This is a genomic window from Crocinitomix algicola, from assembly GCF_001661595.2.
GTDB classification, from domain to species: domain Bacteria; phylum Bacteroidota; class Bacteroidia; order Flavobacteriales_D; family Crocinitomicaceae; genus Crocinitomix; species Crocinitomix algicola.
Genome location: NZ_LYPF02000012.1, coordinates 108,516 through 128,834, shown reverse-complemented (window position 1 = coordinate 128,834; position 20,319 = coordinate 108,516). Strand labels below are relative to the sequence as shown.

At 35.1% G+C, this 20,319-nt stretch carries 20 protein-coding genes; 7 read left to right on the top strand and 13 right to left on the bottom strand.

The features are described 5' to 3' along the window. Window positions 1–13 precede the first annotated feature (13 nt). Both A8143_RS07385 and A8143_RS07380 read left to right on the top strand, forming a co-directional pair. On the top strand, window positions 14–1,285 hold the full coding sequence (locus A8143_RS07385; RefSeq protein ID WP_066757838.1) for a helix-turn-helix domain-containing protein: 1,272 nt from the start codon (window positions 14–16) through the stop codon (window positions 1,283–1,285). A gap of 98 nt (window positions 1,286–1,383) precedes the next feature. Beyond that, window positions 1,384–2,379, top strand: coding sequence for a potassium channel beta subunit family protein (locus A8143_RS07380; protein WP_066757836.1), 996 nt, complete (start codon window positions 1,384–1,386; stop codon window positions 2,377–2,379). Here the strand turns inward: A8143_RS07380 and A8143_RS07375 are convergent. Genes A8143_RS07375 through A8143_RS07350 form a run of 6 tightly spaced genes read right to left on the bottom strand, consistent with a single transcriptional unit; the run spans window position 2,376 to window position 8,146 of the window. Next, the gene (locus tag A8143_RS07375) at window positions 2,376–3,557 is read right to left on the bottom strand and encodes a T9SS type A sorting domain-containing protein (protein WP_066757828.1); all 1,182 of its coding nucleotides are present in this window, start codon (window positions 3,555–3,557) and stop codon (window positions 2,376–2,378) included. The genes A8143_RS07380 and A8143_RS07375 overlap by 4 nt on opposite strands. Window positions 3,558–3,603: 46 nt before the next feature. Further along, window positions 3,604–4,464 (bottom strand): metal ABC transporter permease, encoded by an 861-nt coding sequence (locus A8143_RS07370; RefSeq protein ID WP_066757826.1) that lies wholly within the window; start codon window positions 4,462–4,464, stop codon window positions 3,604–3,606. Beyond that, entirely contained in the window at window positions 4,465–5,748 is a 1,284-nt protein-coding gene (locus A8143_RS07365) for a metal ABC transporter permease (protein ID WP_066757824.1), read from the bottom strand. Window positions 5,749–5,756: 8 nt separating this feature from the next. Next, complete coding sequence (locus tag A8143_RS07360; protein ID WP_066757823.1) at window positions 5,757–6,548, bottom strand: metal ABC transporter ATP-binding protein; 792 nt, start codon at window positions 6,546–6,548, stop codon at window positions 5,757–5,759. Beyond that, window positions 6,549–7,466 (bottom strand): metal ABC transporter solute-binding protein, Zn/Mn family, encoded by a 918-nt coding sequence (locus tag A8143_RS07355; protein ID WP_066757822.1) that lies wholly within the window; start codon window positions 7,464–7,466, stop codon window positions 6,549–6,551. Between the two features lie 5 nt (window positions 7,467–7,471). After that, complete coding sequence (locus A8143_RS07350) at window positions 7,472–8,146, bottom strand: metal-dependent transcriptional regulator (protein ID WP_245676485.1); 675 nt, start codon at window positions 8,144–8,146, stop codon at window positions 7,472–7,474. 180 nt (window positions 8,147–8,326) lie between these two features. Between A8143_RS07350 and A8143_RS07345 the strand changes: the two genes are divergently transcribed. Beyond that, a complete protein-coding gene (locus A8143_RS07345) occupies window positions 8,327–8,749 on the top strand; it encodes a nucleoside-diphosphate kinase (RefSeq protein ID WP_066757820.1) in 423 nt (140 codons plus the stop codon). Window positions 8,750–9,169: 420 nt separating this feature from the next. Here A8143_RS07345 and A8143_RS07340 read toward each other — a convergent pair whose 3' ends face one another. Both A8143_RS07340 and A8143_RS07335 read right to left on the bottom strand, forming a co-directional pair. Then, on the bottom strand, window positions 9,170–9,478 hold the full coding sequence (locus A8143_RS07340; protein ID WP_066757816.1) for a putative quinol monooxygenase: 309 nt from the start codon (window positions 9,476–9,478) through the stop codon (window positions 9,170–9,172). A 9-nt stretch (window positions 9,479–9,487) separates the two neighbouring features. Then, a complete protein-coding gene (locus tag A8143_RS07335; RefSeq protein WP_066757813.1) occupies window positions 9,488–10,360 on the bottom strand; it encodes an SAM hydrolase/SAM-dependent halogenase family protein in 873 nt (290 codons plus the stop codon). A gap of 129 nt (window positions 10,361–10,489) precedes the next feature. On the opposite strand from A8143_RS07335, the gene A8143_RS07330 reads away from it, so the two are divergent. Together A8143_RS07330 and A8143_RS07325 are read left to right on the top strand one after the other, a co-directional pair. Beyond that, complete coding sequence (locus A8143_RS07330; RefSeq protein ID WP_066757812.1) at window positions 10,490–11,425, top strand: PhoH family protein; 936 nt, start codon at window positions 10,490–10,492, stop codon at window positions 11,423–11,425. 21 nt (window positions 11,426–11,446) lie between these two features. Next, entirely contained in the window at window positions 11,447–12,391 is a 945-nt protein-coding gene (locus tag A8143_RS07325; protein WP_066757811.1) for a phosphoribosylaminoimidazolesuccinocarboxamide synthase, read from the top strand. A gap of 19 nt (window positions 12,392–12,410) precedes the next feature. Here the strand turns inward: A8143_RS07325 and A8143_RS07320 are convergent, their stop codons facing one another. From A8143_RS07320 to A8143_RS07305, 4 genes are all read right to left on the bottom strand, one after another. Further along, on the bottom strand, window positions 12,411–13,838 hold the full coding sequence (locus tag A8143_RS07320) for a hypothetical protein (protein ID WP_066757810.1): 1,428 nt from the start codon (window positions 13,836–13,838) through the stop codon (window positions 12,411–12,413). A gap of 107 nt (window positions 13,839–13,945) precedes the next feature. Beyond that, window positions 13,946–14,485, bottom strand: a complete 540-nt coding sequence (locus A8143_RS07315) for a T9SS type A sorting domain-containing protein (RefSeq protein ID WP_066757809.1) — start codon at window positions 14,483–14,485, stop codon at window positions 13,946–13,948. A 12-nt stretch (window positions 14,486–14,497) separates the two neighbouring features. Further along, entirely contained in the window at window positions 14,498–15,331 is an 834-nt protein-coding gene (locus tag A8143_RS07310) for a hypothetical protein (RefSeq protein ID WP_066757806.1), read from the bottom strand. Next, window positions 15,331–16,590: a hypothetical protein gene (locus tag A8143_RS07305; protein WP_066757799.1), complete on the bottom strand. Its 1,260-nt coding sequence runs from the start codon at window positions 16,588–16,590 to the stop codon at window positions 15,331–15,333. Before A8143_RS07305 ends, A8143_RS07310 begins: the two co-directional genes overlap by 1 nt. Before the next feature lie 56 nt (window positions 16,591–16,646). On the opposite strand from A8143_RS07305, the gene A8143_RS07300 reads away from it, so the two are divergent. After that, the gene (locus tag A8143_RS07300) at window positions 16,647–17,222 is read left to right on the top strand and encodes a uracil-DNA glycosylase family protein (protein WP_066757795.1); all 576 of its coding nucleotides are present in this window, start codon (window positions 16,647–16,649) and stop codon (window positions 17,220–17,222) included. On the opposite strand, the gene A8143_RS07295 is transcribed toward A8143_RS07300, so the two are convergent. Beyond that, on the bottom strand, window positions 17,219–17,617 hold the full coding sequence (locus A8143_RS07295) for a CAP domain-containing protein (RefSeq protein ID WP_217494795.1): 399 nt from the start codon (window positions 17,615–17,617) through the stop codon (window positions 17,219–17,221). The genes A8143_RS07300 and A8143_RS07295 overlap by 4 nt on opposite strands. A gap of 273 nt (window positions 17,618–17,890) precedes the next feature. Here A8143_RS07295 and pheT point away from each other — a divergent pair, with 273 nt between their 5' ends. Continuing rightward, the gene (gene pheT, locus A8143_RS07290) at window positions 17,891–20,317 is read left to right on the top strand and encodes a phenylalanine--tRNA ligase subunit beta (protein WP_066757790.1); all 2,427 of its coding nucleotides are present in this window, start codon (window positions 17,891–17,893) and stop codon (window positions 20,315–20,317) included. The last annotated feature ends 2 nt before the right edge of the window (window positions 20,318–20,319 follow it).

Genomic DNA, 20,319 nt, shown 5'->3' with positions numbered 1-20,319 from the left:
ATCCAATTACCTGATGAAGAAAGTTAAAGTTAAATTACTTACTCCTGTTTCGGCGGCACATTTATTTGAAAATGTCACCAATAGAATAAAAGATTTAAATGCGGAGATTTTAACTGAGGACAGCATAGGTTTGGGCGAAATGAAACAAACGGAAAAACGAGAATGGCATCCAGAAGATCGCATTGTTCCGCCAAACTGTGCTTACACGGACATCAAAAAAATTGAATGGAGACAAGGTTCTTTTTATCTTTTAAACTTTATGAGTCAACACTCAAAGGACGAACGATTGATGGATTCTGGTGGAAGGGCATTTTTCTCAATTTATAAAAATGACCAACTCTATTTTAATATCGAATGCTGTGAGAATAATCTTGAAGGATTTTGGGCAATTGAATTTTCAGCTCTGACAAGTGATTTGAGTGAATTAAAAATAAAACTCATGAACCTTCTAGATTTAACCCCAAATTATACCCCATATCCCCATTTAAAACAAACCGAAAATGAGCCAAACAATTTTGCCAGTCCTAGCTATGCTAATTACGATTTAAAAATCAGGAATCACAGTATTGATGAGCTACTGGAAAAAATTCTAGGTCAATTTCCTCAGTTATTGGACACAATTTTTGGCGAAACGCCTTCATTTGAAAATAACGGAGACTCCCTAACATTTGATCCCAATAAATATCACAAAAAAGAAATTATTGAAATTGAGTGGAAGAATAAGAATCAGAAAACCGCTAAAATTATATTAAAAGGAACAGATGAATCAGGTATTGGCTTTACATTCTCCTATGCAATAGAAGGGCAAATCAAACTTAAAATTAATGGTAATATAGACAAAGAAAATATTGTTTCACGTGTTTATATCGAACAATTGATAGAAAAATTGCCGGAAAATATTACCCAGCAAAGCAAAGTATATAATTCTCTCAAGAATTTTTTCAACGTAACTAACGAAGAAATTATTAATCGTTTCAAACGACTGGTTAACGTTCACCATCAAGAACAAAAAAACTTACAATTCTATGCCGATTCAATGAAAATTTTGCCCGTATACCTCAATAATTTATTTCTTGAATCTCATGATATCAATGCGCAATCTTTTATAGAACAAATACGACTCAAACAAATTAAAATTATTTTAGCCTCATCAGCTGAAACTTACGATGATATTGCCACAGCATTTGGATTTCGAGACGGTCGAGACTTAAATCAGTACTTCACAAAAAAAGTAGGTTTCAGTCTTTCATTTTATAAAAAGAATTTGTGCTTTAACAAATTGTAAAAATTCACTGAATCAGTTAAAAAAATCTTAAACCTACCAAAACGTTAGGATAGCAATGTGTTAGGAATTATCTTGTGAATAAATAGATAATTGATAGTATGGAATATAGAAATCTAGGAAAATCAGGTTTAAAAATAAGCGAATTATCCCTAGGGAGTTGGTTAACTTTTGGGAAACAAATTGGCGATAATATTGCTAAGGAACTCATGTATTTGGCCTATGATAATGGGGTAAATTTCTTTGATAATGCTGAAATTTATGCGAATGGGGCATCAGAAAAAGTTATGGGAGAAATTCTAAAACAGTCAGGATGGTCAAGAGACAGTTATATTGTATCCAGTAAAGTATTTTTTGGTGTGAATGGATTAAAAGATTCGAAACCCACACAAAAAGGACTAAATCGCAAGCATATTGTTGAAGCTTGTCACCAAGCATTGAAAAGACTAAATGTGGAGTATCTCGATTTATATTTTTGCCATCGTCCCGACAAATCCACTCCGATTGAAGAAACTGTGTGGAGTATGCATAATTTAATTACACAGGGTAAAATATTGTATTGGGGAACATCTGAATGGAGTGCTCAGGAAATTATGGAGGCGCATATGATTGCTAGGCAAAATAATTTAATTGGGCCAACAATGGAACAACCGCAATACAATATGCTGCATAGAAATAAGGTAGAGGTGGAGTTTGACCAAATCTATAAAACTGTTGGTTTAGGAACGACAATCTGGTCTCCTTTAGCGTCTGGTGTTTTAACTGGAAAATACAATTCAGCCCAAGACCCTAATGACACGCGTTTAAGCTTACAAGAATTAGAATGGCTTAGAGAAAAGAACATTACTGAAGAGAACTTAAAACGTGTAGAAAAATTGGGGAAACTTGCGGAAGAACTTGATTTATCGCTACCGGTATTAGCGATAGCTTGGTGCTTAAAAAATCAACATGTAAGCACTGTAATGTTAGGGGCATCTAAATTGAGTCAGTTATCCGAAAACTTTAAGGCCATTGCGGCTAAAGATAAGCTCACTAATGATGTTTTAGAACAGATCGAATTGATTCTGAATAATAAACCAGAAAAACCAACCTACTAATTTACAATAAGTTGTTGTATCTCTCCGTCTACCAAGACGGAGTATACACCAGCTTTAAAGCTACTCAAATTAACCGTTAACAAGTTGGTCATAGTTGGTGACACCTCTTCTTGATAAACGATTTGTCCTAAAGGATTGAAAATTTGAACAATCGTTGATCCTTTATTTTCTTTTAATTCGATTTGAACAAAATCATAACTCGGATTAGGATATAATTTAAATGAAGATTGATCATTATTGACGGATCGAATATCTTTAACATTTAGACTTCCATCAAAATCAACCTGCGATAAGCGATAATAAGAAACACCTTTCATGGGCTTTTCATCAATATAGCTGTATTCAATCTTTTCATTCGAATTTCCGGCTCCATCAATCTTCGCTAATTGATTCCAGTGTTTACCATCAATCGACCGTTCTAAAATAAAATAATCGTTTTCTGTTTCAGATAACGTAATCCAAGAGCAAGTTACAATTGGGGTTGCTGTTTCAGAGAGAATTGCGTTAAAAGCAATCAATTCGATTGGTAAAGGAGATCCTATAACTCGAGCCACCGTCAAATTATCCAAGGTTGTTCTATTTGACCCAGATCCATCCATATCATTGCCAACCTGAACGTCTCCCGCTCCAGTCCAGTATAAGTTCCTTCCATCAGGACCATCATTCGACCATACCTCTACTCCGTTTACCATGATGACTCCTTCGCCTGTATCGGGTAAATAATAAAATCGATAGGTTCTAAACGTATTGTCATTTGGTATCGAATAAACACTTCCTGAAGAGACGGTAGTATACCCCCCTGCTCCATCATCAACTCTATAAGTCACCGATAAATTGGCAGAGCCATTTATGGAAAGACTCGGCGAACGTTCAAAAAACTGAGCGACCGATTCATCACGTTGAAAATCAAAACTAATATCAATACCTTCAACATCAAAGGTAGGACTACCGGGAATAAATAATTCAATGTCTCTTTTAGGTAACCCTGGATTTAATCCATTTGTTCCGCCAGCACCATTAATATCCGAAATGGCAGAAGGACTTACACTTGTTCCATTGGGACCAATATCTGCATTCGTTACTGGATCACTTTCCCAGGTAAATTGACTGATAATTTGACTAGATAGGTAGATGGGAGCACAAAAAAAAATCAGCAAAGCTTGATTCAAAATTTTCATGGAATTGTACCTTTTTAATTCTTAAGTAAAAATACCTACGCTAAATTTAAGCTTTCAGTTTCAATTTTTTGCTAAAATTTGATAAAAAAAGTACGATAAAGAAGTTAATTCCTGCAACTAAAATCATTCCCCCAGTATAACTCACATTAAACCAAGACGCTACATAAAAACCTATAATAACCGCTCCTACACCAAAGGCTACTGCTACGATTAGCATGTTTTTTAGTTGATTTACAATTAGTTGAGCAGTTGCCGGTGGTATAATCAAAAAACCAACGACTAAAACAGCACCAACCACCTCAAAACCAACCACAGTTGTTAGCGCGACTAGTCCCATCATTAGGTAATGCCAAATACCCGTATTTATACCTAGAGATTTGGCAAAATCCTCATTAAAAGAAATCAACTTAAACCCTTTAAAACCAACCAATAAAACAATAAGAATAATAAAAAAAGCTACCAATTCAACATAAAATGCATAGGGGCCAATATAGAGGTTCCCATCGACAATTACTTTGTCTAAATTTATGGTAGCTATATCCCCATATAGCACGCAATTCATATCTAAATCTACATTATTGCCACCCCCAGATGCAATCATAATCATTCCCAAAGCAAAAAGCAAGGTATAGGTAATTCCAATGGATGCATCGCCCTGAATTTTAGCTTTCCTAGATAAGAAGTCGATAATTGCAGAAGCAATAACCCCTGTTAATGTGGCACCAAAAAGCAATAAACCCGAAGTTTTGTCTCCACTAAAAAAATAAGCGACTACAATTCCCGGCAAGACAGCATGAGATATGGCATCCCCAACCATGGCCATTTTCCTCAATACAAGAAAACAACCTAAAAGAGCTGCATTTATCGCTACTAATGATGCGGTAAATATAATCCAAAAATCGTTCATCTAAAAGTCTTCTTCTGGTATTCCACTAATTCCTAATTCGCGTATTAATTCTTTTTCAATTTCGGGAGACAATATATGTTCAATCGCTTCTGCTCCTGAATGGACATGGTATGCGTCTATCTGAGTTCTTTTTAACAAATATTGCTCCCACAAACGATGCAGACGAACGATTCTCTTACTTTCTTTAGCTCCTTGACTGGTCAAAAAATAAAGTCCACCTTCTTGCTTTAATAAACTCTGTTTTTTTAATCTTTGAATGCCATTTTGGAGATTTCTTGTATCGAATAATCGAATTGACAATAGCTCTCTTGGACTAAATCTACGGTTTAATTCATTAGTGTTCCCCTCTCTTTCATGCAATTGATATAGTGCTTTGAGAATATTTTCATGTAGAATCTTCCTGCGATTTTTCCTTGCCTTTAAAAATCGCGCTAAAATCCCATGATTAACAGAAAACACAAAGGATAACAAAGTAATAATTGAAAGCACAAGAACGACCCATGGACCAGTTGGCATTCCAAAATTAACATAAGAAATATAAGTCCCCACCCATCCCGATAACACTGAAAAGCCGACTGCAATTAATAACATTTTCAACAAATTATTCGTCCAGAATCGAGCAGCAGCAGCGGGAGTTATGATTAACGCGGACATAAGAACGACTCCTAATGCCTGGATCCCCGAAGCGATAGCTAGAACAGTTAAAGAAGTCAATAAAAACTCAATCGTTTTGACCTTCAGTCCAATCGATTTGGCAAAATCCGGATTAAAAGAAACAATTAAAAACTGACGATAAAAAACAATTATTATTAGAACTACAATTACCAAAATACCAGCAAAAAGTGAAACTTCAGACTTATTTATGGCTGCAGCTTGCCCAAATAGAAAGCTATTTAATCCTCCCTGCTCAGTGGTCCCACTATTCTGAATATAAGTTAAAAGAACAATTCCTAATGCAAAAAATGACGATAACACAATTCCAATAGCCGCATCCTGTTTCACTTTCGAACGGTTAACAATAAAATCCACCAAAAAAGTCGAAAGCCAACCGGTTAAAAATGCTCCTGCAAACAAATAGATTATATTTTTTTCACCCGCAACAAGAAAGCCCAAACAAATTCCTGGTAATAAGGCATGCGCAATAGCATCGCCAATTAAAGCTCTCTTCCTCAAATATGCAAAAGTACCGATGAGCGCCGAAGAGGAACAAATGCAAAAAATACCAATAACCACGTAGAATACATTGGGATCTTTAAATGAAATAAAATCTAAAAAAGTTTCCATTTTCAATCCTATAAATCTACATCTCGTTCACGAATTGGAAATTCGTTTTCTTTAATCAAGTTAGCTACTTTAGCTAATAAAGTGAGTTGACCACCATAAGCGTTACTTAAATTCTCTTCAGTTAGTACTTCTTGAGGTGTTCCTTTTGCTATTAAGCGTGTATTCAATAATACCAAATAGTCAAAATAATCAGAAACGGTTTGTAAATCGTGATGAATCATTAATACTGTTTTTCCGTCTTTCTTCATTTCCTGCAAAAGGGATAAGATAGCATTTTCTGTTGCGGCATCCACGCCTACAAAGGGTTCATCCATTAAATAAATATCTGCTTTTTGAGCGAGGGCGCGTGCAATAAAGACACGTTGTTGCTGCCCTCCAGATAATTGAGAAATTTGTCGATTTCTAAAGTCACTCAGACCTACTTTTTCGATTGACTCCTCGACAATTGCTAAATCCGTTTTTGTTGAACGACGAAAAAGGTTATTACTACGATACCTCCCCATCTTAACAACATCAAAAACACTAGCAGGAAAATCCCAGTCAACACTTTCTCTTTGCGGCACATAAGCGATTCTTTCTCGCATTTGGTCGATATTCTTATCAAAAATCTTTACGTAACCACTTGCTGGCGATAATAATCCCATGATAGTTTTCAAAAGAGTTGTTTTGCCCGAACCGTTCGGTCCGATAATACCAATAATCTGACCACTCGGGAGTTCAAAATCTACATCCCACAATACTGGCGTATTGCCATATGTTGTGGTTAGATTATGTACTTCAATTGAACATTGTTCTTTCATCTACTCTTTATTTAGTCCATTCACTATCATCTCCACATTGGCTTTAAACATTCCAATATAAGTACCAGCATCACTATCAGGTTCTCCTAATGCGTCTGAATATAAAGGTCCTTCCAAGGCAAGTTCAAAGCCTTTGTCTTTTGCTCCATCAACAATTGATTGCGCTGTCTTTTGAGAGGTTGAAGTTTCGACAAAAATTGATTTAACTTTTCGTTCAATTACATAATCTACCATTTCAGCTATATCTCGCAAGCCTACTTCTGACAGCGTAGAAATTCCTTGAATACCTTTCACTTCAACGGCATAATAATCACCAAAATAGCCAAATGCATCATGTGATGTGATGAGTACCTTATTCGCTTGATCTAATGTATTTAATTTAGTTTTTACCCAAGCGTTCATATCCTCAATTTCCTTGGCATATTTTTCATAATTTTCACTGAAATAATTCGCCTTACTGGAATCCAATAAAACCAACTCCTTTTTCACGTATGCTAGGCCCTTTTTCCAAATTTCTGGATTAAACCAAATATGAGGATCATAAGCATCGGCATAATCAGCAGATTTTCGATACAACTTCTCATCAATTCCTTCAGCAACCTCAATTACAGGCTTTTCTTGACTGTATTTTTGCAGCATTTCAGCCATCTTACCTTCCAAGTGTAATCCGTTTGATACGATTACATCAGCCTCGTCCAATAACTCTATGTCTCCAGGTGTTGGGGCATATAAGTGCGGATCTGTTCCAGGCCCCATCAAAACAGATACCTCAGCACTATCACCAACAATTCGTTCAACTCCATCTTCAATAATACCTGTCGTTACAACAATATGCATTGGTCCGGTGAAGGTTTGTTCTTCTAACCTACACGCCGACGATAATATTAGAATTAATATACATCCAAAATACTTATTCATAACGTTCAATTTTCTACAATTTTTACACTGATATTTTCTGTCACTTTTTTGGACAAATTGATGGTTGTGTCTAATTCTGTTCTCACCAACATTGAATCATCGAATGAAAATTTTTCAATGATTTCTAACTTGGTTCCCAACTGTAAATTTTGCCTTTCCAAGTATTTCAAAAGTCCCATTTCATCCTCATTAACTCGCACAATTTCCAGTTTTTTATGAATGCCAGCATCTACCAGTTTCATTTTCGTTTTGCGGTAAGGAATTTTTCCATTTTTATCCGGTATTGGGTCACCATGTGGATCAAATTTCGGGTAATTCAAAAACTGATCTAATGAATCAACCAACTTGACAGAATCGATATGCTCTAACTCCTCTGCTACCTCATGAACCTCATCCCAGCCAAAATTCAATTTATTCACTAAAAATGTTTCCCAAAGTCGATGCTTTCGTATGATTTGAACAGCAATTTTTTCACCGTTCTCAGTTAGTGAACAGCCTTTGTATTTAATGTATTGTACAAGTTGCTTTTCTGCTAATTTTTGCAACATATCAGTGATAGAAGAAGCTTTTGTATTCAAACGAGAAGCTAAACTATTGGTTGAAACTTTCTCTTTTTGTAATTGAGTAAGATGAAAAATTTCCTTCAAATAATTTTCTTCGCTTTGTGACAAACTTGCCATTTCAGTTCATTTATTGGTTTTCAATTTTTTACTCATTCATTCAAATTTAAACCAGGTAAAAAATAGATTAACATCAAAATTAACTATTTTTTTAGACAAGACTAAAAATTTACTCTATTTTTTTTCTTCATGTTTAATATGTGATACTTATCTTTGCCAAAAAATTTAAACGAGATTGCAATGGCAACAAACAGAACATTTACAATGATTAAGCCCGAAGCTGTGGCTCAGGGAAACACTGGAAAGATCACTGATATGATCATAGAGGCAGGTTTCAAAATTAAAGCGATGAAATTAAAGCAGCTTACAAAAGAGGCTGCCGGAGAATTCTACGCTGTTCATAAAGAGCGTCCTTTTTATGGTGAATTAGTTGAATACATGTCGGGCGGACCAATCGTTGCGATGATTCTTGAAAAAGAGAATGCTGTTGCCGATTTTCGTAAGTTAATTGGAGCTACTGATCCTGCAGAAGCAGAGGAAGGAACGATTCGTAAACAATTTGCCACGTCAAAAGCTGAAAATGCAGTTCATGGTTCTGACTCTGATGAGAACGCAGCTATCGAGTGTGATTTTCATTTTTCTGCAGACGAGATTGTAGGATAATCATCTAAAGCATATAATAACAAAAATCCGCATCATCACTGATGCGGATTTTTTTTTACAAATGATTGAACCTTTTACATAATAGAGTTTGGGTTCTCTTAGATTCTAACGTTCAATAAACACCTAACTAAAAGTGAACCGAGATGGCCCTACTCATCCATCTCGGTTCGCTGTAATTGATTTTAATCCTACAACTTTAAAATCTACAGCTGCCTACTCGATTAAAGGATTTTCAGCGACCTCCTTGCGTTAAATCTAATGAGACAAATATCGGCGACAATTCAGGCTTAAAAAACAGCATTTAAACTGTTTTTTTAAAAAAAATCACCCGTATTTAAACCTAGAGACTTATAAATTAGGTCAAAGAATCTCAAGCCACCTAGAAAAAGGTGGTTATTTCACGCATTAGTATCTGGAACTTTAATTTTCAGAATTAGAAGTGGTCACAACCTGTGTACTCCAAGCTTCAGGTTTATCCGCAAACCACTTTTTAACTTTTGGCCAAACAGCACCAAAAAGACTTGTATTTCTATACGCATTTAAATCTGACTGACTTTGCCAATAACTGTATGTAAAATAAACGCCGTTTTCAGCAACATCTTTTAAAAGCTTCACTCCTGAGCATCCTGGTTGACCGGCTACTTTATCTTTAATTGATTCAAAATAGTTTTCAAAATCCATACAATGTTCTTCCTTGAACGTCATCTTTACAATTCGTTGAATGCCCATAGCGTATACTTAATAATTTGATTTTGGAAATAAAGCGTCAATGCTATCTTTTGATCCTTTTGGATGGAATTCCATTCGAATCACATCACCTTCGTGTAAGCCGAGTAAAGAGCCTGCTCCTCCTCCATTTCCAACCACTCCTTTATTGATCGCAATCTCTAAAAATCCAGACTCATTGAACAAAGCTAGCTTTTCTCCAGTAGGCACCTCGTAATAGTTTTTTGAAATATTTTCAATAAAATATTGCGAGTTTTTAAAATAGATCGTGAATGGATTTCCAACTCCCACCTCATTGAACAGTTTTTCAGTGATATTGACTATCACATTTCCATATTTATCCACATGAATAACACTACCTTTTATCAGGTTTTGTTCAACGATTGGCTGAGTAGTAAATACTTTTTTGACAGTTTGAATAGGTTCCCCGATATCTTTTAAATTTACCCCTTTAGCTATTTTTTCTATGGTTGGTACATAAATGTATCGAGTTGGAAAGCGCAGAGAAAATTTAGAACTAAAATCATCAATTCTAATAATTTCAGTAGCATTTTGATACTCATTTAATAGGGAAAAAACGCCATTATCACATCCAACAAAATAGTGGCCTTTAAGCTTTAAAATGATTGGATATAAATTGTTTTCGGGATTACCAATACTAATCATCGGTAAAGCATCAACGCCAATAAAATGAATCGTTCCTTCAGGAAAATCACGAATTATATTATTGACGAAAAAAGCCGCTTCGGCAATATTAAAGGGTTTAATATTATGCGAAATATCAACAAGACGAACATCTGGAAGAGCAGCATAGAGTTGCCCTTTCAATGAAGCGACATAATGGTCTTTTAGCCCTAAATCTGTTGTCAATGTAACTATCTGCATGTTAAAGTCATCATTTCAATCACGAAATCACAAGAAGTGCATCACGTTCGGTCAGAAATTTTTAATTTTACCCAAAATTAGTTTTAATTTTAACTCTACACATTTAAACAATTATAATTAATTAACATTTTGCAAGAGAAAACTATTGAGATAGCCGGAATTTCCCCTGTGGACCTCTTCGGTGTGAATGACCAAAAACTAAAGTTAATTAAAACCTACTTTCCAAAGTTGAAGTTAATCTCACGTGGAAATACCATAAAGGTTATTGGCGAAACAGAGGTCATTGAACAGTTTGAGAAAAAATTAGATTTATTAGTCGCACATATTAATAAATATAATACACTCTCTGAAAATCACATAGAAACATTAATGCTTCAATCAACCGAAGAAATTCCTTACCAATCCTATGGGGACACAATTGTTCATGGGAATGGAGGTAACTTGATTAAAGCAAAAACCGCAAATCAACGAAAACTCGTAAAAGCATCTTATGAAAACGACATGGTTTTTGCTGTTGGCCCTGCAGGTACTGGAAAAACTTATACATCAGTCGCGCTTGCTGTAAGAGCTTTAAAAAATCGGGAAGTAAAACGAATTGTTTTGACTCGACCGGCCGTTGAGGCGGGAGAAAATTTAGGTTTTTTACCAGGTGATTTGAAGGAAAAATTAGATCCTTATCTACAGCCCCTTTTTGATGGATTAAGAGACATGATTCCTGCCGAAAAGTTAATCGAATATCTCGAACACGGTGTAATTGAAATTGCTCCATTAGCCTTTATGAGAGGTAGAACCTTGGATAAAGCATTTGTGATTTTGGACGAAGCGCAAAACACCACTGTCAATCAAATGAAAATGTTCCTAACTCGGATGGGTAGAAATGCCAAGTTTATTATAACTGGTGATCATACTCAAATTGACTTACCAAGAAATCAAAAATCAGGATTGATCATGGCCGTTAATAAGTTGAGTGACATTGAAGGAATCGAAGTCGTTGAGTTATCAGCCAATGATGTAATTCGACATAAATTAGTTAAAAAAATTATTCACGCCTTAAAAGACGACTAGGTCATTGGCTAAAAATTAATCATGAAAGCAATAAAAGAATCAAACTTTAATTTCCCAGGACAAACAGCTGTATACAACGGAAAAGTAAGGGATGTCTATTCAATTAACAATGATCATTTGGTTATTGTGGCTTCCGATAGAATTTCCGCATTTGACTACATTCTTCCAAAGGCCATTCCTTTCAAAGGGCAAGTTTTAAACCAGTTGGCCGCAAAATTCTTAAAAGCTACTGAGGATATTGTTCAAAATTGGTTGATTGACACTCCAGATCCCAGTGTAGCTGTTGGGCATAAATGCGAGCCGTTTAAAGTAGAAATGGTAATTAGAGGTTATCTAGCTGGTCATGCTGCCCGTGAGTATAAAGCAGGACGAAGAGTTCTTTGCGGTGTTGAAATGCCTGATGGTTTAAAAGAAAATGATCGTTTTGAATCACCAATTATTACTCCTGCAACTAAGGCAGAGGAAGGGCATGACGAAGACATCTCGCGCGAAGAGATTATAGGACAAGGTATAGTTTCTGAAGAGGATTATATTCTTCTTGAAAAGTATACGCGAGAATTGTTTCAAAGGGGAACAGAAATTGCTGCTGAACGCGGCCTTATCCTTGTTGATACCAAATATGAATTTGGTAAAAAAAATGGTGAAATATATTTAATAGACGAAATTCATACACCAGACTCTTCTCGTTATTTTTACGCTGATGGTTATGAAAGTAGACAGGCAAAAGGTGAAAAACAAAAACAACTGTCAAAGGAATTTGTACGCGAATGGTTAATTGCCAACAATTTCCAAGGCTTAGAAGGCCAAACTATTCCTGATATGCCCGATGATTTTGTTGAGACTGTTAGTCAACGGTACATCGAGTTATATGAGCAAATTACTGGAGAAACATTTGTAAAGGCTGATGTAAAAGATATCGAGAATCGAATTAATCAAAACGTAACGGAATTTTTAAGTCACTTATAGTTTAAAACTACTTATTAATTTAAAGCCTTAACTTAACCTGTAAAAACTTATAGGGATTATACAGTTTAAGTCGTTTCATCGTTTTAATTATTGTTTGCTTTTTACTTGGATTTATGGGGACTTTTTGAATTGATTTGTCATGACCAGAAAGTTCCCACAATATTTCTTGATATAAGGTATTAAAATGAGAATCTCTATGTTTACGTTTTGTCGACAATAACAAACTAAGTAGTCCTCTTGAGTTAAAAGGAGAAACAATATCTCTGTTTAAAGCATAATATTCTGACCGGGCTTTAGCCCCCCAATTCCCCATCCGCTCTTCCCAATAAAAAAGATCTAAATAATGATACCCCATCTTCTTGAACAATGATTGATTATTTAACCAATCTTGATAACAAGCTATTGTTACAGCGCAAGGCGAATATCCAGTTAACACACTTAAATCACTGGCCTTAGCATTGTTGAGATAACCGTAATAATTCCGTGCGACCTCACTTACATTACCGTTAATGTAAACCGTATCATTTTCGTTTTTATTCACTCTCACGAATGACGGGAATTCAATATCATTGAGATAATTAAAATTATCCTTATTACAGCTGTATGCCAATCCATCTTCTACCTTATAATTTATCTTTAATAAACCGGTCAGTTTTTCCGGTATAACAAGGTCAAAATGTTTATTATGCATATATCCGTATTTAGACACATAATAACTACATTCAATCCCTAAGCTACCCATGAGCAGTACACGACTATCGTAACCTCCTGTAATACCCAATTTCAATTTTTTACGCATACCGATTGACACTAATGTACCTTTTAGGCGTTTTGAAACTATTGTAGCCACTTTTTGAGGCGTCAATTGTGGGATACACGCTTTTGGAAAAAAGCGTATCATTTCTTTTTTTCTAATTGATAAATAATGATTTGCTCGTAAATGACGAACATTTGATTTGTGGGTTTGATCACCAATAAAAATCTGCCGCCGTTCAAATTCTTTGGACTTGTAAAATGATTTAGCTTCTTTAGATTCATAATCCTTTAAACACACAACTTTTTCTAATAACTTTGGTTGCGTACCAAAGCACTCAAAATTCGTTTCAAAATATACTTCTTTTTGAGCTGTTGCATCATTTAGAATAACTAAATCTTTGCTAGTACGCAGTATCATGACAAATTCACCTGCATAATCATTTAATTTTTGTAAAAGCTGATCGAGAGAATTTGATTTTAAGAGTCTATGCAGTATTTTTTTATTGGCGTCTTCTGGATTTTGCCAATCATATAAATTGCCGATTAAGCCAATTTTATTTTGTGAATCTTCAAGTACTGTATATTCTGAATCTGAACCAAGATACAGCTGATATTCTTCAAACTTGTCCGTTAAAGACAAGTTTTCATCATCTGGACTAATTTTAGCCAAGAGAAATTGTTTACGATACATAAATGCGGGTTAATTATTGAATCATTTAAGCTTATTACAAAGCTGAAAATCAATAGTTGTACGTAACCCTTATTTAATTATCGTTTTATCTGTATAAAAAATGACGCTTACTGGAGCGCTAATTTTCGTGTTATCGTGCCTTGATCGCTCTTAATTTGGACTAAATATATCCCGGAGGATTGACCTGTTAAATCGATTTGCTTTTTATTATATCCCTGTACGATTATTGATCCAAAAACATTATAAACAACCACTTCAACATCTAAAGGAGTTTGAATAACAAAAAAACCAGTTGTTGGATTTGGGTATAGCGATAAATCATCAAGAACGGCTTCCTCAATATTAGCATGTGTTTTTGGTTCTTCTTCTACCTCAACTTCCAACGTTGCAATTCCACAAAATTTATCTTGTACCGTAACAGTATAAATACCAGGCAATAAATCAGACAAATCTTCATCCGTTGATGTGAAACCATCTGGTCCTACCCATGAAAAGGTAAAAGGTGCAACACCCGCATTCAATGTAAGGTCAATTTGTCCATTTGCTTCATCCTCATCCGCATTAACGACCATCGCCTCAACATCAGCTGCAAACAAATTTGGTGATACAAACAACCCAAATAAAATGTATGATAATATGTTTTTCATGATTTTTTGAATTTAGTTTAATTCAATTCCGTTTTTCGTTATGATTTCTTTTAAAGATTGCTCCATGTTTAAAGATGATTCAGCAATCAAGAAATTTTTATCCTGATCTCTATCTTCTACTATTATGTGCTCTGATAGTTTAAAATCATTTAATTCTTCAATTGCATTTCCAATTCCCTTCTCTCCTAAATAAAAAACACTCCCTCCTGCTGTAATTAACCCCAATTTGCCTTTCTCAGAGAACAAACTGAAAAAATTTTCAATAACTAATTCATCTTCACTGATCTTTTTCCAATTATTATTTTCGTACACCCAATAATACAATTTATTATTGTTGGATATCACCATATAGTAGGCACTCTGAACCCAAATTGCATCAAAATAAAAATGATTTAAAAATTTAGTTTGTTTTACTAATTCGACATAAGGCCTGTTAAGGGTATACATCGGGTAATCAACACTTTTCATAATTAAAGATTCCACACTTGATGCTTTGGTTGACCATGGCTCAACTTCTGCCAATGGGATTTGTTTAATTGACTCATTCCTATCATTTAAACTATGATCTATAAAATTTATTCCATAGAAAAAATCATCTTTCACATACCATGCTAATGGATTGAGCTGAGCACTTAAATTTCTTCCAACGGGAATCGCAAGAGGTTTAGCCAACTTTACAGGATCAGATACTGCACCTTTATATAAGGTTGTCATTTGATGCAAATCATCAACGGTTGTATAATAAAATGTTCCATCTTCAATAATAATTCTTCGCTCAATATCAGCTGCTTTTATAATTGATAGATTAAAAACTAAAAATATAAATATGTAAATTTTCTTTTTCATTAAAATGTTGTAATCGATTGAGACAATTCCGTCGCCCCCATATCATTTGTAAAACGCGCATGCGTGACTCCTCCACTGTTATATCTAAAACCCCAGCCATCAAAAGCTTCAAACGGTATATCTTCTACACTATCAAAAGATACGCCATAACAAGCATCATAATAAACCCCGTCAATTAAGGCGATTTGATGATTGTTAAAATACGAGCTTGGATTTGGTGAACTAGGACCAGGAATTCCCATCCCGTCTGTTACATCTGCCGTAATAAAACTATAATCAGTATAAGGATATGGGATTAAGGTTGTATACGTATTTTCATATGGATATGCAGGGCATCCCTCTCCCGTCGGTGCCGCAAAACTCCAATTTTTCACTAAAAACCGATTGACCGAATACCCGCATGAAGTGGAATAAACAGGCGTGATATAAACATAATTATTCGTACGAATAATTCCTTGAATTTTAATTAAAGACAAAAACAGCTGTGCAAACGTATAGCATTGCGCATTTTTATAAGTTAATAATGCTCCTAAATTTGTGTTACTCGTGTTTTTAGTACCATAATATTGCAAGCTATCACCTTTATAATTCAAAACAACCTGATCTCCAAACTCATTCCACACGGCGGCAATTATAGCTGTTTCTGAAGATTCTTCATTTGCATTTCTACAACTGATATCATAAACTGAACGGTACCATTTAAAGTGACCTGCCTCGGCTTGCGGACTTTTGTGTGTGACATAAACAGTATTTTTGGTAGTATCTGCATTTCTCCATGTTCCTCCATTGTCAAATGAGATATCCCACCCTATCGAAAATGGTTTAAAGAATCGAGAAACATTTTCAGTAAACAAAACATCTGCCTCTGTCGAAGGATAATAAATAGAGTAAGAATCATCACCTGTTGCCGTGAGTGGTAACTTTCTGGGCTGAAAATTCATTCCTTCAGGACCTATTCCTCTCACCATAATTGAATCAGGTGCGTTTTCACAGGTAAAATTAAGGTAAGCGTTTACTCGTGCTGCATTGCCACTGACATAGGCTACAGGCATTTGTTCTTCAGCATCAGATATCCAATGAGGTGTTCCATAAAAACTCCCGCCAACATCACGCCGAATTGGCAATGTTTCTCCGGAAAAAGTCAAATTTTCAACTGAAGCACTTGCATAATTAAAGTTTTGACTGTATCCTTCAAAATCCATTAAAATTATACAAATACCTATTATAAGTTTTAGTTTTACAAGAGGATTTGTTTTCATAATTACCCTAATTTAATGAAAAACACGAAATTGTAAAGAAACTTACCTGGATTTTTATGTCAAAAAACAAACAATTAGAAAATATATTAAACTGTTCGATTTGTCAAGCTGATCTTAATCACGCTGTACGACCCGTTGTTCGATACGCTATTACTTCCAAAATTTTAATCATTGGCCAAGCTCCCGGATTAAAAGTTCATAAGAGCGGAATACCTTGGAATGACCAAAGTGGGATTAGGCTTCGCCAATGGTTAGATGTTTCAAAGGAAGTGTTTTATGACACCTCGAATTTTGGAATTATTCCAATGGGTTTTTGTTATCCAGGTAAGGGAAAGTCTGGTGATTTACCTCCGAGAAAAGAATGTGCACCAAAATGGCACCCAACCATCCTTAACGCTTTAAAAAATGTGAAACTTACCCTTTTAATAGGCCAATATGCACAAAAGTATTATTTGAATACACGAAAAGAGAAAAACCTTACCGAGACAGTTCGTAATTTTGAGAACTATTTGCCCCATTATTTTGTCCTTCCTCACCCCTCTCCTCGAAATGGAATTTGGTTAAGCAAAAATAAATGGTTCGAACGAGATCTCATTCCAATTTTACAGAATACCGTAAAAGAAATCATTTAGTACACAGCTTCACCAACCCAATTACCTGCTGGATAATATTGGCAAACCCATATCTCACCACCATGCTTACAAAACTGTTTGGCTCCTCCCACTTTTTTTGTGTCTCGCCAAATTAGCTGAGTATAATGTCCCATCTTGTTGACATGACTCGACTTAAAAACACGCTTCTTGTGGTTAAAAAAAACGGCCTCGCTTGCCCAGTGGTCAACGGGTGAATGTTCATCAACATGAGCACTAGTCCAATAGATATTTTCACCTAGAACTGTTTTACTGTGTGACATTTCACAATTCTTAGCTAAATAATTTGCCCATTCCTGCGCTGAATTCGCTAATTCATCTGACCATTTCAGATTGGTCACTCCAACAGCTTTCCGATAGTAATTATGACGTTCCAACAAGCGATTTTTATCAATCAACACTTTCTCATTCTTGCCGTTAGAACTCCCTGAAAACAGTATTAATAATAGAAAAAAAACGAAAAAATTGACCCCATTGAAAAATCTCATATTTATCACATTTCCAAGTATAACACATAATCGAATAAAAATTACACTTTTTAAGAATCAATAATTTCTTAAAAAGGCAATCTAATGTTAATTTGAAGAGTTAGAATTTCAAAATTGGCAGGGTATTAATTACATTTGTGCGAATTTGGATTCTTAGAAAAAATGAAGATATCATACAATTGGTTGAAGACCTACATAAATAGTGATCTAACGGCTGAAAAAACAGCAGAGATTTTAACAGACACCGGATTAGAAGTAGAAGGATTAGAAAAAATAGAAACAGTTAAAGGAGGGCTTAAAGGTGTTGTTACTGGTCATGTGCTGACTAAAGAAGCGCATCCGGATGCTGATAGACTGAACATTACAACTGTTGATGTTGGTGGAGACGAACCTTTACAAATTGTATGTGGAGCTCCTAATGTTGCTGCTGGACAAAAAGTTATTGTTGCTACTGTTGGCGCCGTTTTATATCCAGAACCTGATTCTCCGTTAAAAATTAAGAAGTCTAAAATTAGAGGAGTAGAATCATTCGGAATGATTTGTGCAGAAGATGAATTAGGTACAGGAAACTCTCACGAAGGAATTCTTGTATTACCTGAAGAAACTTCCGTAGGAATTCCTGCTCGCGAATTCTTTAATATTGAAGATGATTATTTAATTGAAATTGGTTTGACCCCGAACCGTGCAGACGCAATGGGTCATATAGGAGTAGCGAGAGATTTAAAAGCTTACCTCAACTACCACGAACAATTGAATTTAAAAATTGAATTACCTGATACAGAGTTAGCGACCATTGGAAAAGAAAATATTTCTATTTCGATTGAAGATGTGGATGCAGCGCCAAGATACGCTGGTGCCGTAATTACAGGAGTAAAAGTTCAAGATTCACCTGAGTGGCTGCAGAATAAGCTAAGAGCAATTGGGTTAAGTCCAATCAATAATATCGTGGATATCACAAATTTTGTCATGCATGAATGGGGGAATCCTCTTCACGCATTTGACTTGAACGATGTCCATGGCCAACTAACCGTTCGGAGAGCAAAAAAAGGTGAAAAATTAACAACTTTGGATGAAGTTGAAAGAGAATTGCATGAAGAAGATTTAGTCATTGCCAATGTTGAAGAACCAATGTGTTTAGCGGGTGTTTTTGGTGGATTAGAATCAGGTGTAAAAGATTCAACTACAGCAATTTTTCTTGAAGCAGCGTATTTCAATCCTGTAACGATTAGAAAAGGGGCGAAAAGACATGGTTTAAATACCGACTCTTCATTTCGTTTCGAACGCGGAGTAGATCCCAACACAGTTTTATCGGCAAGAAACAGAGCGATTAAGCTGATTCTTGAATTAGCTGGTGGCCAGTTAGGCGAAGTATCAGATTTCTACCCAAAAGAAATAAAAGACTTTGAAGTATTGTTTAGTTTCGAGCGATGTAGACAACTTTGTGGAATAACTATTTCGGATGAGGATATTTTAAAAATACTGAACGAACTCGATATTCATATGGTTTCCGATTCGGAAGAGTCAGTTGTACTTAGTGTACCTGCTTATCGGGTTGATGTGCAACGAGAAGCTGATATAATCGAAGAAGTCTTGCGTATTTATGGATTTAATAACGTTCCTATTCCTGAAAAACTAAACACTTCAATCACGTTTAAGAAGAATCCTGATCCGGAAAAGCTATATAATATTGCAGCTAACCTGCTTGCGGATAATGGTTTTTCAGAAATCATGAATAATTCGTTAACCAACTCTAATATTTGGGAAAAACTTGAGAACAAAACTTTTGATGCGAATCAAGATGTCACACTTTTAAACCCTTTAAGTAATGAGTTAGACGTTATGCGACAGACTCTTTTATTTGGAGGACTTAAAAGTATAGAACACAATCAAAACAGACAACATCCGGACCTACGCATATTTGAATTTGGTTCAGTATATAAAAAAGACGAGAACGGTTACCAAGAAAATAAAAAACTAGGTATTTGGATGACAGGAATGTCTAGAAACGAAAACTGGACCAATTCAAATGACAAAACCACTTTCTACCAATTGAAAGGTGTTGTTGAAAGTATTTTAATTAAACTAGGAATAAACAAAGCGCCAAGAATTGAACCTTTAACAAATGATTTATTTGAAGATGGTTACACTATAAAAATCGCCAATAAAAATGTTGTAGAATTAGGATGGCTCAAATCAAATGTTTTAAAATCATTTGGGATTAAAAACCCCGTTTATTATGGCTCCTTTAACTGGGATATGGTAATCGAATTGACGGGTATGAATAAAATTAAGTTTCACCCTATACCTAAAACACAATTTGTCCGAAGAGATTTCTCTCTGCTTTTAGACAAAAATATAACCTTCGAATCTATCCAAAAAATAGCCAACAAAGTGGACAGAAAAATCTTGAAAGAAGTTGGTTTATTCGACGTATATGAAGGTAAAAATCTAGAGAAAGGCAAAAAATCATATGCCGTTTCATTTATATTCCAAGATCAAGAAAAAACCCTAAAGGATAAACAAATTGATGGAATAATGAATAAAATTCGCCAAGAACTTGAAGGGCAATTAAAAGCAGAATTACGCTAGCG

What these genes read in the sequence shown, in the direction of transcription:
- A8143_RS07305 (WP_066757799.1), bottom strand. Translation starts at nt 16,590, where the DNA reads ATGAAAACAAATCCTCTTGTAAAACTAAAACTTATAATAGGTATTTGT.
- A8143_RS07315 (WP_066757809.1), bottom strand. Translation starts at nt 14,485, where the DNA reads ATGAAAAACATATTATCATACATTTTATTTGGGTTGTTTGTATCACCA.
- A8143_RS07310 (WP_066757806.1), bottom strand. Translation starts at nt 15,331, where the DNA reads ATGAAAAAGAAAATTTACATATTTATATTTTTAGTTTTTAATCTATCA.
- A8143_RS07355 (WP_066757822.1), bottom strand. Translation starts at nt 7,466, where the DNA reads ATGAATAAGTATTTTGGATGTATATTAATTCTAATATTATCGTCGGCG.
- A8143_RS07375 (WP_066757828.1), bottom strand. Translation starts at nt 3,557, where the DNA reads ATGAAAATTTTGAATCAAGCTTTGCTGATTTTTTTTTGTGCTCCCATC.
- A8143_RS07380 (WP_066757836.1), top strand. Translation starts at nt 1,384, where the DNA reads ATGGAATATAGAAATCTAGGAAAATCAGGTTTAAAAATAAGCGAATTA.
- A8143_RS07300 (WP_066757795.1), top strand. Translation starts at nt 16,647, where the DNA reads ATGTCAAAAAACAAACAATTAGAAAATATATTAAACTGTTCGATTTGT.
- A8143_RS07360 (WP_066757823.1), bottom strand. Translation starts at nt 6,548, where the DNA reads ATGAAAGAACAATGTTCAATTGAAGTACATAATCTAACCACAACATAT.
- pheT (WP_066757790.1), top strand. Translation starts at nt 17,891, where the DNA reads ATGAAGATATCATACAATTGGTTGAAGACCTACATAAATAGTGATCTA.
- A8143_RS07365 (WP_066757824.1), bottom strand. Translation starts at nt 5,748, where the DNA reads ATGGAAACTTTTTTAGATTTTATTTCATTTAAAGATCCCAATGTATTC.
- A8143_RS07350 (WP_245676485.1), bottom strand. Translation starts at nt 8,146, where the DNA reads ATGGCAAGTTTGTCACAAAGCGAAGAAAATTATTTGAAGGAAATTTTT.
- A8143_RS07320 (WP_066757810.1), bottom strand. Translation starts at nt 13,838, where the DNA reads ATGTATCGTAAACAATTTCTCTTGGCTAAAATTAGTCCAGATGATGAA.
- A8143_RS07345 (WP_066757820.1), top strand. Translation starts at nt 8,327, where the DNA reads ATGGCAACAAACAGAACATTTACAATGATTAAGCCCGAAGCTGTGGCT.
- A8143_RS07340 (WP_066757816.1), bottom strand. Translation starts at nt 9,478, where the DNA reads ATGGGCATTCAACGAATTGTAAAGATGACGTTCAAGGAAGAACATTGT.
- A8143_RS07335 (WP_066757813.1), bottom strand. Translation starts at nt 10,360, where the DNA reads ATGCAGATAGTTACATTGACAACAGATTTAGGGCTAAAAGACCATTAT.
- A8143_RS07325 (WP_066757811.1), top strand. Translation starts at nt 11,447, where the DNA reads ATGAAAGCAATAAAAGAATCAAACTTTAATTTCCCAGGACAAACAGCT.
- A8143_RS07385 (WP_066757838.1), top strand. Translation starts at nt 14, where the DNA reads ATGAAGAAAGTTAAAGTTAAATTACTTACTCCTGTTTCGGCGGCACAT.
- A8143_RS07370 (WP_066757826.1), bottom strand. Translation starts at nt 4,464, where the DNA reads ATGAACGATTTTTGGATTATATTTACCGCATCATTAGTAGCGATAAAT.